Genomic DNA, 12,749 nt, shown 5'->3' with positions numbered 1-12,749 from the left:
CGCGTGAGTGAGATGCGACGCGGCCGGCGCATCGCCGTGGATGTCGGGGACGCCCGTATCGGGGTCGCCTCGTGCGACCCCGACGGGGTCCTCGCCACCCCCGTCGAGACGGTGCCGGGACGTGACATCCCCGCGGCCCACCGCCGCCTGAAGGCGATCGTCGACGAGTACGAGCCGCTGGAGGTCGTTGTCGGCCTGCCCCGCTCCCTGAATGGGGGAGAGGGCCCGGCCGCGGCCAAGATTCGTACATTCGCCCAAGAGATGGCGAAGAACATCACACCCGTCGGGGTCCGGCTCGTCGACGAGCGGATGTCGACGGTCACTGCCGCACAGGGCCTGCGGGCCTCCGGAGTGCGGAGCAAGAAGGGTCGTTCGGTCATCGACCAGGCTGCTGCGGTGGTCATCCTGCAGAGCGCGCTGGAGACGGAACGGGCCTCGGGGCGGCCTCCAGGGGAATGCGTCGAAGTGGTCATCTGATCGCAGTGCGGTAACGTTCCGCGCGATGCGGCCCGCGGTTCGGAAGCCGCGTGTGCAGGAAGAGGCGGGACGGTACAGGTAGCGCTGCCGGACAGGAGCGCACCGCCTCTCGGCCCTAGGGGATCGATGACCGAGTATGGCCGGGGCTACGGCTCCGAACCGTGGTACCCCGAGGACCCGCTCTACGGAGATCAGGGTTCTCAGGGACGCCAGGGGCAGCAGCCCCAGTGGGACGGGCCGGAGTCCGTCCCCTACCCCGAGCAGCAGTACCACGGGGGCTGGGGCACTGCCCAGGTGGGACAGGTGCCGTACGACCCTTATGACCCGTACGCCCAGCAGCACGACCCTTACGGCATATCCGGGCAGGACCCTTACGGCACCCCGGATGCCTACCCGCCGCCGCAGCCGCAGCATCTGCGCCCGCAGGATCCGCAGCAGTACCCGCAGCAGTATCCGCACCCCGGGCAGTACCAGCAGCAGGGTCCGTACGCGCAGCAGGGCCAGTACCCGCAGCACGATCCGCACGATCCGTACGGACAGCAGCAGTACCCGCAGGAGCAGCAGTACCCGCAGGATCCGTACCCGCAGCACGTCCAGGAGCCGCAGCACCCCGAGCCGCCGCAGCACATCGACGGCGGGGGCGAGGACTGGCGGGGCGAGCCGCAGCGGGAGCCGGACCCGGAGCACGCGTTCTTCGCGGATGATCCGGCAGGCGAGGACGAGGACGAGATCGCGGAGGATCCGCGGGAGAGCCGGCGGGCCACCCGCGAGCGCCGCGGAAAGAAGAACAAGCGGCACAGCGGCTGTGCCTGTCTGATGGTCAGCGCGGTGCTCGCCGGAGTCGTGGGAACGGTCGGCTATTTCGGCTACGGCTTCTATCAGAGCCATTTCGCCAGCCCCCCGGATTTCGAGGGCGAAGGGGCGGGCGACATCCAGGTCGAAATCCCGGACGGTGCCCCCATCCAGCAGATGGGGCAGATACTCAAGCGGGAAGGTGTCGTCAAGAGCGTCGACGCCTTCACGCGGGCGGCGAACGAGAACAAGGACGGCTCCGGTCTCCAGGCGGGCTCCTACGCGCTGCACAAGAAAATGTCCGCGGCAGCCGTTGTCGCATTGATGCTGGACCCCAAGAGCCGTAACGGCCTCACGGTCCGCGAGGGGCTGCGGGCCGAAGCGGTCTACTCGCTCATCGACGAAAAACTCGACATCAAGTCCGGCAGCACCAAGGAAGTGGCCAAGAAGGACGTCAAGAGCCTCGGGCTGCCGTCCTGGGCGAGCCAATCCTCGCAGGTCAAGGACCCGCTGGAAGGCTTCCTCTACCCGTCGACGTACAGCGTGGGCGGGCATGCGAAACCGGCGGACGTACTCAAGATGATGATCGCGCGTGCCAAGCAGGTGTACCAGAAGTACGACCTGGAGGCGAATGCCGAGAAGCTTCACCTGAAGTCGCCGCTTGAGGTTCTCACCGTGGCCAGTCTCACCCAGGCCGAGGGCATCACGCACGACGATTTCCGGAAGATGGCCGCGGTCATCTACAACCGGCTCTCGCCGACCAACGTGGCGACGAACCAGAAGATCGAATTCGACTCGTCGTTCAACTATCTGAAGAAGCAGAGCAAGATCAACATCAGTACGGACGAGATCCGGCATTACGACGACCCGTACAACACGTATTTCTACCGTGGGCTGCCGCCGGGGCCGATCGGTAACCCCGGGGCCGACGCGCTGAAGGCGACCGTCAAGCCGGACACGTCGCAGAAGTGGCTCTTCTTCATCTCGGTCGACGGGAAGAAGACCGAATTCACCACCAATCTCACCGACCACAACAAGCTCGTGAAGAAATTCAATGAGCGTCAGCAGCAGAAAAGACAGGAAGGCTGAAGCGGGCAGTGTCGGACACCAAGCAAGCCGCGGTACTCGGATCACCGATCGCGCACTCCCTCTCGCCGGTCCTGCACCGCACGGCCTACCGCGAACTCGGCCTGGACGGCTGGGAGTACGGCCTCTTCGACGTCGACGAGGCCCGGCTGCCCGCCTTCATGGACAAGCTGGACGGCAGCTGGGCCGGCCTCTCGCTGACCATGCCGCTCAAGCGCGCGGTCATCCCGCTGCTCGACGCGATCAGTGACACGGCGGCCTCCGTCGAGGCGGTCAACACCGTCGTCGTCACCGACGACGGGCGGCGGGTGGGCGACAACACCGACATTCCCGGTATGCAGGCCGCCCTGCGCGAGCGCGGAGTGACACAGATCGAGCGGGCCGCCGTCCTCGGCGCAGGCGCCACCGCGTCGTCGGCGCTCGCCGCGCTCTCCCGCGTCTGCACCGGCGAGGTCACCGCGTACGTCCGCAGCGCGGCCCGCGCCGACGAGATGCGCGGCTGGGGCAAGCGCCTCGGCGTCGCGGTGCGCACCGAGCCCTGGGACGAGGCGGCCCGCGCCTTCGAGGCGCCGCTGGTCGTCGCGACCACCCCGGCCGGCACCACCGACGCCCTGGCCGGCGCCGTCCCCGATGCGCCGGGCACCCTCTTCGACGTGCTCTACGAGCCCTGGCCCACGGCGCTCGCCGCCGCCTGGTCCGGGCGCGGCGGCGCGGTCGTCGGCGGCCTCGACCTGCTGGTGCACCAGGCGGTGCTCCAGGTCGAGCAGATGACCGGCCGCTCGCCCGCCCCGCTGGCCGCGATGCGCGCGGCGGGCGAGGCCGCCCTCGCCGCCCGCTGAGCCGCGGCCGCTCTCCGCGTCCCGGACTCCGCCCGCCGGGTCCGTTCTCCGGACAGGGCATCGGCCGTCCGGCCCGGCGTGGGAGGATCGGGGGAAGACCGTACGCGGAGTAGCAGTACAGAGGAGCACCGTTGAGCAGGTTGCGCTGGCTGACGGCGGGGGAGTCGCACGGCCCCGCACTGGTGGCGACGCTGGAGGGCCTTCCGGCCGGCGTCCCGATTACCACCGAACTGGTGGCGGACGCACTGGCCAGGCGGCGGCTCGGCTATGGCCGCGGTGCCCGGATGAAGTTCGAGCGGGACGAGGTCACGTTCCTGGGCGGGGTGCGGCACGGCCTGTCGCTGGGCTCGCCGGTCGCGGTCATGGTGGGCAACACCGAGTGGCCCAAGTGGGAACAGGTCATGGCCGCCGACCCGGTGGACGAGACGGTGCTGGCGGAGCTGGCGCGTAACGCGCCGCTGACCCGCCCCCGCCCCGGCCACGCCGACCTGGCCGGCATGCAGAAGTACGGCTTCGACGAGGCCCGCCCGATCCTGGAGCGCGCCTCGGCGCGCGAGACCGCGGCCCGGGTCGCCCTGGGGGCGGTGGCCCGCTCCTTCCTCAAGGAGACCGCCGGCATCGAGATCGTCTCGCACGTGGTGGAGCTGGCCGCGGCGAAGGCTCCGTACGGCGTCCTCCCGAAGCCCTCCGACGTCGAGAAGCTGGACGCGGATCCGGTGCGCTGCCTGGACGCGGAGGCGAGCGCGGCGATGGTCGCGGAGATCGACCAGGCGCACAAGGACGGCGACACCCTCGGCGGTGTGGTCGAGGTGCTGGCGTACGGCGTGCCGGTGGGCCTGGGCTCGCACGTGCACTGGGACCGGCGTCTCGACGCCCGCCTGGCGGGCGCGCTGATGGGGATCCAGGCGATCAAGGGCGTCGAGGTCGGCGACGGCTTCGACCTGGCGCGGGTGCCCGGTTCGCAGGCGCACGACGAGATCGTGGCGACGGACGACGGCATCCGGCGCAGCTCGGGCCGTTCCGGCGGCACCGAGGGCGGCCTGACCACGGGTGAGCTGCTGCGGGTGCGGGCCGCGATGAAGCCGATCGCGACGGTGCCGCGGGCGCTGGCGACGGTCGACGTCAGCACGGGCGAGGCCACCAAGGCGCATCACCAGCGGTCGGACGTCTGTGCCGTGCCGGCCTCGGGCATCGTCGCCGAGGCGATGGTGGCGCTGGTGCTCGCGGACGCGGTGGTCGAGAAGTTCGGCGGGGACAGCGTGCCGGAGACCCGCCGTAACGTCCGGTCCTTCCTCGACAATCTGGCGATCAAGTGACGTCGCCGGTCGTCGTGCTGGTCGGCCCGCCCGGAGCGGGCAAGTCGACCGTGGGCGCACTGCTCGCGGAGCGGCTGGGCGTGGTCTACCGCGACACCGACGCGGACATCGTCGACACGGCGGGCAAGCCGATCTCGGAGATCTTCATCGACGAAGGCGAGCCGCATTTCCGCCAGTTGGAGAGGGAAGCGGTGCGCGCCGCGCTGGCCGGCCACGACGGTGTGCTGTCCCTGGGCGGCGGCGCGATCATGGACGACGGGACCAGGAAGCTGCTGGCCGGACTGCCGGTCGTCTTCCTCGACGTCGCCCTCGCCGACGCGGTCAAGCGGGTCGGCCTGGATGCACCGCGCCCGCTGCTCGCGGTCAACCCGCGGCAGCGCTGGCGCGAACTGATGGACGTGCGCCGCCCGTTGTACACCGAGGTCGCGCGCGCCGTGATCACCACCGGCGGCCGCACCCCCCAGGACGTCGTCGACGCGGTCCTGGACGCTTTGGAGCTACCGGCGGCGGGCGGGGCCCCGCAGGCCGCCAACAGGGAGGAACAGGCATGACGGAGCAGGCCACCCGTATCCAGGTCGGCGGTACGGCGGGCACCGATCCGTACGAGGTGCTCGTCGGGCGGCAGCTGCTCGGGGAGCTGCCCGGTCTGATCGGCGGGGGTGCCCACCCGTCGCCCGCCACCGCCCCGAGTGGAGGCGCTTCGCGCCGCCGTGACACTCGGGTCGCCGTGCTGCATCCCGAGGCGCTCGCCGCCACCGGTGAGGCGCTGCGCGAGGACCTGGCGTCCCAGGGCTTCGAGGCGATTGCGATCCAGCTGCCGAACGCCGAGGAGTCCAAGACCGTCGAGGTCGCGGCGTACTGCTGGAAGGCGCTCGGGCAGACCGGGTTCACCCGCAGCGACGTGATCGTCGGCGTCGGCGGCGGCGCCACCACCGACCTGGCGGGCTTCGTCGCGGCCACCTGGCTGCGCGGCGTGCGCTGGATCGCGGTGCCGACGACGGTCCTGGGCATGGTCGACGCGGCGGTCGGCGGCAAGACCGGCATCAACACCGCCGAGGGCAAGAACCTCGTCGGCGCCTTCCACCCCCCGGCCGGTGTGCTCTGCGACCTCGCGGCGCTCGACTCGCTCCCCGTCCACGACTACGTCTCCGGTCTCGCCGAGGTCATCAAGGCCGGCTTCATCGCCGACCCGGCGATCCTCGGCCTGATCGAGTCCGACCCGGAGGCGGCCAAGCGCCCCGACGGGCCGCACACGCAGGAGCTGATCGAGCGGGCGATCCGGGTCAAGGCCGAGGTGGTCTCCGCGGACCTCAAGGAGTCCGGGCTGCGCGAGATCCTCAACTACGGCCACACCCTGGCGCACGCCATCGAGAAGAACGAGCGCTACAACTGGCGGCACGGCGCGGCCGTTTCCGTCGGTATGGTCTTCGCCGCCGAACTGGGCCGGATCGCGGGCCGGTTGGACGATGCGACCGCCGACCGGCACCGCACCGTCCTGGAGTCGGTCGGCCTGCCGCTGACCTACCGCGGCGACCAGTGGCCCAAGCTGCTGGAGACCATGAAGGTCGACAAGAAGTCCCGCGGCGACCGGCTGCGCTTCATCGTCCTGGACGGGCTGGCCAAGCCCACGGTCCTGGAGGGCCCGGACCCGGCCATGCTGCTCGCCGCGCACGCGGAGATCGCGGCATGAGCGAGGAGCCGAAGGAACCCCGTACGGTCCGCCGGGTCCTGGTGCTGAACGGCCCCAATCTCGGCCGTCTCGGCTCCCGCGAACCGGACGTCTACGGCGCCACCTCCTACGCGGGCCTGGTGGCGGAGTGCGCCAGGCTCGGCAAGGAACTGGGCTTCGACGCCGAGGTCCGGGAAACCAACGACGAGGGCGAGATGATCCGTTGGCTGCACGAAGCCGCCGACGGATCGATTCCGGTCGTCATCAACCCCGGCGCCTTCACGCATTACTCGTACGGCATGCGGGACGCGGCGGCCCAGCGCACCGCCCCGCTCATCGAGGTGCACATCTCGAACCCGTACGCCCGCGAGGAATTCCGCCACAATTCGGTCATTGCGGCCGTCGCCAGCGGAACGGTCGCCGGATTCGGCATCGGCTCCTACCGCCTCGCCCTGCGCGCACTCGCCGACGAACTCGGCGGCTGACGCGGTCTCCTGGGCACTCCCTTCCGCCCCCGGCCGTTCACGCAGCGAGCGCCGGGGGCGGTACCGTTCGTCCGCGGTACCGCGCACGCCCCCCGACGCCGGGCGGCACGGCCCGCATCCGCCCGGCCCGCCCGCCGGGCCATGACGTGCCGGACGGCCCGCCCGGCACCCGCGCACCGCACCCAGTCGACCGCACGAGACGGAGAGCCACCGGATGCCGCACGCAGTGGGGGCTCCGCTGCCACCGCCCCGCCACCAGGCGCAGGAACAGGGGGCCACCATGAACTGGACGCCCCACCCCGGTCATTCCCTCCCGCCCGGCCCGCCGCCCGCGCCGTCGGCCCCGCCGCCCGTGCAGCCCGCCCCGGCGCCGGGCACCGCGAATCCGGGCTGGAGCGGCCCCGTGCCCCAGCGGACGCAGCCCGCGGCGGACGCCGCCGGCGGCACGGGCAGCACCGGGCACATCCAGCTGCCTCCCGGCGCCCCGGTCGCGCTGCCCAGCCCGCAGTCGGGCGCCGCGGCACCGGACGCCGCGCACGCCGCGGTCGCCGTGCTGCTCATCGGCCCGGCAGGCGCGGGCAAGACCAGCGTGGCCCGCCACTGGGCCGACAGCCGTCGCGTCCCCACCGCGCACATCAGCCTCGACGACGTCCGTGAATGGGTGCGCTCCGGCTTCGCCGACCCGCAGCAGGGCTGGAACGACCACTCCGAGGCGCAGTACCGCCTCGCCCGCCGCACCTGCGGCTTCGCCGCCCGCAACTTCCTCGCCAACGGCATCTCCTGCATCCTCGACGACGCCGTTTTCCCCGACCGCCCGGTCGTCGGCCTCGGCGGCTGGAAGCGCCACGTGGGCCCGGGGCTGCTGCCGATCGTGCTGCTGCCCGGCCTGGAGATAGTCCTGGAGCGCAACGCACGGCGCAGCGGCAACCGCCGCCTGTCCGACGAGGAAGTGGCCCGGATCCACGGCCGGATGGCCGGCTGGTACGGCTCGGGCCTGCCGATCATCGACAACTCCCAGCACGACGTCGCCACGACCGTCAGAGTGCTCGACGACGTCGTCGCCCGCAGCCTCGCCAGCCCGCCCAACTGGTAGCCCCGCCGCCCCGGAGGCCGTCCGCCCCCGCCCGGCCGCTCCCGAAGGGCCGGGCCCGCCGTCCGCCCGTAAGCTCGGGATATGTCCGAGCTGTATGCGGCCCGACGCACGCGGCTGCGGGACCGCTGCGCGGCAACCGGAAGCACCGCGGCACTGATCTCGCGTCCCGCCAACGTCCGCTATCTCACCGGCTGCGCGCCATCCGGCGCCGCGCTCCTGATGGGGCCTGCCGATGACGTCCTGCTCTGCGGCCGCCCGCTCAGCGGCGATCCCTCGGAGGGCCGGCCCTCCGACGATGTACGGGTCTCCGTACTGCCGACGCGGGACGGCGATCCGGTGGTGGCCGGCGCGGACCTGGCGGAGAAGGCCGGGGCCGTCACCCTCGCGGTCGAGGAACACCATCTGACCGTCTCCCGGCACCGGGCGCTGTCCCAGGTCGCCCCCCGGCTGCTGCTCGCGGACCTGGCCTGTGCCGTCGAGGCGCAGCGGCTGGTGAAGGATGACGACGAGATCGCCTGCCTGCGGATCGCCGCGGAGATCACCGACCAGGCGCTCGGCGAACTGCTCGAATCGATCCTCGTCGGCCGCACCGAACGCCACCTCGCCCTGGAACTGGAGCGCAGGCTCGTCGACCACGGCGCGGAGGGCCCTGCCTTCCCCACCTCTGTGGCGGCCGGTCCGCATTCCGGGCGCCCGGGACATCTGCCGACCGACCGCCGGGTCGAGGAGGGCGACTTCCTGACCGTCGGGCTGGGCGCGAACTACCGCGGCTACCGCTGCGAGATCGGCCGCACCTTCGTCATCGGGACGGCGCCCGCGGACTGGCAGATCGAGCTCTACGATCTCGTTTTCGCAGCCCAGCGGGCCGGTCGGGAGGCGTTGGCGCCGGGTGTGGAGTGCCGCGAGGTGGACCGCGTGGCCCGTCATGTGCTGGAGTCTGCGGGGCACGGAGAGCGGCTGGGACCGTGGACCGGACACGGCGTGGGGCTCGAAATCGATGAGGACCCTCAATTGTCGCCTGCGGCCATGGGTAAACTGGACGCTTGCGTGCCGGTCACCGTCGAACCGGGGGTTCACCTCCCCGGCCGCGGGGGCGTCCGGATCGACGACACACTCGTCGTCCGCCCCGAGGCGGACGGCGGGCCAGAGCTACTCACGATCACGACCAAGGAGCTGCTCGCGCTGTGAGCCGCAAGGCTTGCTGCGAGCGGCTTCGGGGTACCCACCACCTGCAGTCCAGGAGATTCCGCAACCGTGGCTTCCACGAACGACCTCAAGAACGGCCTGGTGCTCAAGCTCGAAGGGGGCCAGCTCTGGTCCGTCGTCGAGTTCCAGCACGTCAAGCCCGGTAAGGGCCCGGCCTTCGTCCGCACCAAGCTGAAGAATGTGCTTTCCGGCAAGGTGGTCGACAAGACCTTCAACGCCGGCGTGAAGGTCGAGACGGCCACTGTCGATAAGCGCGGGATGCAGTTCTCGTACATGGACGGCGAGTACTTCGTCTTCATGGACATGGACACCTACGACCAGCTCATGGTCGACCGCAAGGCTGTCGGCGACGCCGCGAACTTCCTGCTGGAAGGCTTCGAGGCCGTCGTGGCGCAGCACGAGGGCGAGGTGCTCTACGTCGAGCTGCCGGCCGCCGTCGAGCTCGTCATCAAGCACACCGAGCCCGGCGTCCAGGGCGACCGCTCCACCGGCGGCTCCAAGCCCGCCACCCTGGAGACCGACTACGAGATCCAGGTCCCGCTCTTCATCACCGAGGGCGAGAAGATCAAGGTCGACACCCGCTCCGGTGAGTACCTCGGTCGGGTGAACAGCTAACCGTGGCCGCCCGTAACAAGGCCCGTAAGCGCGCCTTCCAGATCCTCTTCGAGGCCGACCAGCGCGGAGCCGACGTGCAGTCCGTGCTCGCGGACTGGATGCGGCACGCCCGGACCGACCCGCGGCAGCCGCCGGTCAACGAGTACACCCTTGAGCTCGTCGAGGGGTACGCGGACCACATCGACCGTATCGACGAACTGCTCGACACCTACTCCGTCGACTGGCCGCTGGACCGCATGCCGGTCGTCGACCGCAACATCCTGCGGCTCGGCGCGTACGAGCTGATCTGGGTGGACGCCACCCCGGACGCGGTGGCGATCGACGAGGCCGTACAGCTGGCCAAGGAGTTCTCCACGGACGACTCCCCGGCCTTCGTCAACGGTCTGCTCGGCCGGCTGAAGGACCTGAAGCCGACCCTGCGGCGCGAGACGCGGTAACGAGGCACACCAGCAGTACCCGTGAACGGGCCCGGAGCGCGCAGGATGCTCCGGGCCCGTCGCCGTCCCCGCCGGGTGCGGACGCAGACGGGGGCGTACGGGCCGCTGAGTGCCCGCTGAGCGGCCGTGAGGTGCGGAGACGGGCCCGTGCAGGGTGGTTGACCTGGTACGCGCTCAGCCGCCCGTTTTCGCGCCCGCGGTCGAACGCAAAAACGTGCCGCCGCTCCGTTTGTCCGGAGCAGCGGCACGTTTTTTGCAGGTGAGGACCGGTCAGAGGTCGTCGTGGGCGACCGCGCGGCGAGCGTCGGAGTCCAGCACGCCCCAGCTGATCAGCTGTTCGGTCAGCACCGAAGGCGACTGGTCGTAGATGACCGCGAGGGTGCGCAGATCGTCCTGGCGGATCGAGAGCACCTTGCCGTTGTAGTCACCGCGCTGGCTCTGGATCGTGGCGGCGTAGCGCTGCAGCGGGCCGGCCTTCTCCTGCGGGACATGGGCGAGCCGCTCCAGGTCCAGCACGAGCTTCGGCGGCGGCTCGGCGGCTCCGCCCGGTGTCGTGCCCGGCAGCAGCTCCTGCACCGGCACGCCGTAGAAGTCCGCCAGTTCGGCGAGGCGCTGCACGGTCACGGCACGGTCGCCGCGCTCGTACGAGCCCACCACCACGGCCTTCCAGCGGCCCTGGGACTTCTCCTCGACACCGTGGAGTGAGAGGCCCTGCTGGGTGCGGATGGCGCGGAGCTTGGCCCCGAGCTGTTTGGCGTATTCGCTGGACATAAAGCTCCCCAGACACCTGATCGATATGCGGCTCCGCCGCCCGGCTGGTAACTCACTGTGAGGTTACGCAGCGTAATCTCACTTCGTCAAGCCGGATGGGTCAGCACCCCACCCGTCAGGGGTGCCGCCGGGCCTCTGGACGGCCCCTGGTACCTTGAAGAGGTAAATCCGACGTCCTTTAAGGTCCGTCCCGTGAGGCGGAGAAGGGGGTCCGTTTCGTATGGACGCAAACAGTTCCGACGTACGTGCATCCGACGCACGTGCCCAGCGCCCCGCGCGCCCGGTGCTCGAAGGCCCGGACATCGCGCGGATGCTCACCCGCATCGCCCACGAAATCGTCGAGCGCGCCAAGGGCGCCGACGACGTGGTCCTCCTGGGAATCCCGACCCGCGGTGTCTTCCTCGCCCGGCGGCTCGCCGCCAAGCTGGAGGAGATCACCGGCCGCGCCATCCCGGTCGGCTCGCTCGACATCACGATGTACCGCGATGACCTGCGGCTGGGCCCCGCCCGCACGCTCGCCCGCACGGAGATCCCCGCCGACGGCATCGAAGGCCGCGTCGTCCTCCTGGTCGACGACGTCCTCTTTTCCGGGCGCACGATCCGCGCCGCCCTGGACGCGCTGGGCGACATCGGCCGGCCGCGCGCCGTCCAGCTCGCCGTTCTCGTCGACCGCGGCCACCGCGAGCTGCCGATCCGCGCCGACTACGTGGGCAAGAACCTCCCCACGTCGCTGCGCGAGACGGTCAAGGTCCACCTCACCGAGGAGGACGGCCGGGACGCCGTGCTGCTCGGCGTGCGCTCCGCCGCGTCCCGCCCCGGCGCGCCCGACGAGTCCCCGGTGGCCGAGCCGACCACCCCGGCCGGCGAGCGCTGAAATCAGCCGCGTACGGACCCGGTGACCCCGGGCCCGTACTCCTGCCTGCTCGACGGACATTCCCGTACGCCTCCTTCACCCACGGAGAAAACCGGATGAAGCGTCACCTCATCTCGGCCGCCGACCTTTCGCGCGACGACGCCGTTCTGATCCTCGACACCGCCGAGGAGATGGCACGGGTCGCCGACCGGCCGATCAAGAAACTTCCCACCCTGCGCGGCCGCACCGTCGTCAACCTCTTCTTCGAGGACTCGACCCGCACCCGCATCTCCTTCGAGGCCGCCGCCAAGCGGCTCTCGGCGGACGTCATCAACTTCTCCGCCAAGGGCTCGTCGGTCTCCAAGGGCGAGTCGCTCAAGGACACCGCGCTGACGCTGGAGGCGATGGGCGCGGACGCCGTCGTCATCCGGCACGGCGACTCCGGCGCCCCGCACCGCCTGGCCACCTCCGGCTGGATCGGCGGCTCTGTCGTCAACGCGGGCGACGGCACCCACGAGCACCCCACCCAGGCCCTGCTCGACGCCTTCACGATGCGCCGCCGCCTGGTCGGCGCGGACGCAAGCACGGGACAGGATCTGGCCGGCCGCCGGATCACCGTCGTCGGCGACATCCTGCACAGCCGCGTCGCCCGCTCCAACGTCCATCTGCTCACCACGCTCGGCGCCGATGTCACCCTCGTCGCGCCGCCCACCCTGGTGCCGATCGGCGTCGAGAACTGGCCCTGCGAGGTCTCCTACGACCTGGACTCGGTCGTCGGAACGTCGGACGCCGTGATGATGCTGCGCGTCCAGCGTGAGCGGATGAACGCCGCGTTCTTCCCCACCGAGCGCGAGTACGCGCGCCGCTACGGCCTGGACGGCGAGCGGATGGCCAAGATGCCCGAGCACGCCATCGTGATGCACCCAGGGCCGATGAATCGCGGCATGGAGATCACCGCCGAGGTCGCCGACTCGCCGCGCTGCACCGCCGTCGAACAGGTCACCAACGGTGTCAGCATCCGGATGGCGGTCCTCTACCTGCTTCTGGGCGGCAACGAGCCCGCCCTCACCGCCACCGGCACCAGCACCCGCACCGAGGAGAGCAAGTAAC

Annotated in this window: 14 protein-coding genes; 13 read left to right on the top strand and 1 reads right to left on the bottom strand. The window is 70.9% G+C overall.

The genetic code is table 11. The annotated features are described in order from the left end of the window. Positions 1-12: 12 nt before the first annotated feature. The 11 genes from ruvX (at position 13) to nusB (ending at position 10,015) form a co-directional block, all read left to right on the top strand. Positions 13-477: a Holliday junction resolvase RuvX gene (gene ruvX, locus LIU39_RS14070; protein WP_227047085.1), complete on the top strand. Its 465-nt coding sequence runs from the start codon at positions 13-15 to the stop codon at positions 475-477. Between the two features lie 126 nt (positions 478-603). Beyond that, complete coding sequence (gene mltG, locus LIU39_RS14065; RefSeq protein ID WP_227047034.1) at positions 604-2,358, top strand: endolytic transglycosylase MltG; 1,755 nt, start codon at positions 604-606, stop codon at positions 2,356-2,358. A gap of 8 nt (positions 2,359-2,366) precedes the next feature. Then, positions 2,367-3,194 (top strand): shikimate dehydrogenase, encoded by an 828-nt coding sequence (locus LIU39_RS14060; protein WP_227047033.1) that lies wholly within the window; start codon positions 2,367-2,369, stop codon positions 3,192-3,194. A gap of 131 nt (positions 3,195-3,325) precedes the next feature. Further along, positions 3,326-4,510 (top strand): chorismate synthase, encoded by a 1,185-nt coding sequence (aroC, locus tag LIU39_RS14055; RefSeq protein ID WP_227047032.1) that lies wholly within the window; start codon positions 3,326-3,328, stop codon positions 4,508-4,510. After that, positions 4,507-5,061 (top strand): shikimate kinase, encoded by a 555-nt coding sequence (locus LIU39_RS14050; protein ID WP_227047031.1) that lies wholly within the window; start codon positions 4,507-4,509, stop codon positions 5,059-5,061. Before aroC ends, LIU39_RS14050 begins: the two co-directional genes overlap by 4 nt. Then, on the top strand, positions 5,058-6,200 hold the full coding sequence (aroB, locus tag LIU39_RS14045; protein ID WP_227047030.1) for a 3-dehydroquinate synthase: 1,143 nt from the start codon (positions 5,058-5,060) through the stop codon (positions 6,198-6,200). Before LIU39_RS14050 ends, aroB begins: the two co-directional genes overlap by 4 nt. Continuing rightward, entirely contained in the window at positions 6,197-6,664 is a 468-nt protein-coding gene (aroQ, locus tag LIU39_RS14040; RefSeq protein ID WP_227047029.1) for a type II 3-dehydroquinate dehydratase, read from the top strand. Before aroB ends, aroQ begins: the two co-directional genes overlap by 4 nt. Before the next feature lie 214 nt (positions 6,665-6,878). Beyond that, positions 6,879-7,757 (top strand): Pro-rich N-terminal domain-containing protein, encoded by an 879-nt coding sequence (locus LIU39_RS14035; protein ID WP_227047028.1) that lies wholly within the window; start codon positions 6,879-6,881, stop codon positions 7,755-7,757. Between the two features lie 81 nt (positions 7,758-7,838). Then, positions 7,839-8,945 (top strand): aminopeptidase P family protein, encoded by a 1,107-nt coding sequence (locus tag LIU39_RS14030; protein WP_227047027.1) that lies wholly within the window; start codon positions 7,839-7,841, stop codon positions 8,943-8,945. A gap of 66 nt (positions 8,946-9,011) precedes the next feature. Then, positions 9,012-9,578 carry an elongation factor P gene (gene efp / locus LIU39_RS14025; RefSeq protein WP_227047026.1) on the top strand — a complete coding sequence of 189 codons (567 nt, stop codon included), beginning with the start codon at positions 9,012-9,014 and terminating at the stop codon, positions 9,576-9,578. Positions 9,579-9,580: 2 nt separating this feature from the next. Further along, a complete protein-coding gene (gene nusB, locus LIU39_RS14020; RefSeq protein ID WP_227047025.1) occupies positions 9,581-10,015 on the top strand; it encodes a transcription antitermination factor NusB in 435 nt (144 codons plus the stop codon). A 270-nt stretch (positions 10,016-10,285) separates the two neighbouring features. Here nusB and bldD read toward each other — a convergent pair whose 3' ends face one another. Then, entirely contained in the window at positions 10,286-10,786 is a 501-nt protein-coding gene (bldD, locus tag LIU39_RS14015) for a transcriptional regulator BldD (RefSeq protein WP_227047024.1), read from the bottom strand. 220 nt (positions 10,787-11,006) lie between these two features. Between bldD and pyrR the strand changes: the two genes are divergently transcribed. Then, a complete protein-coding gene (pyrR, locus tag LIU39_RS14010; RefSeq protein ID WP_227047023.1) occupies positions 11,007-11,660 on the top strand; it encodes a bifunctional pyr operon transcriptional regulator/uracil phosphoribosyltransferase PyrR in 654 nt (217 codons plus the stop codon). A gap of 95 nt (positions 11,661-11,755) precedes the next feature. Beyond that, a complete protein-coding gene (locus LIU39_RS14005; RefSeq protein WP_227047022.1) occupies positions 11,756-12,748 on the top strand; it encodes an aspartate carbamoyltransferase catalytic subunit in 993 nt (330 codons plus the stop codon). Position 12,749 lies beyond the last annotated feature (1 nt).

It is taken from the genome of Streptomyces pinistramenti (assembly GCF_020564935.1).
GTDB classification, from domain to species: domain Bacteria; phylum Actinomycetota; class Actinomycetes; order Streptomycetales; family Streptomycetaceae; genus Streptomyces; species Streptomyces pinistramenti.
This window is presented reverse-complemented; position numbering and strand designations above follow the sequence as displayed.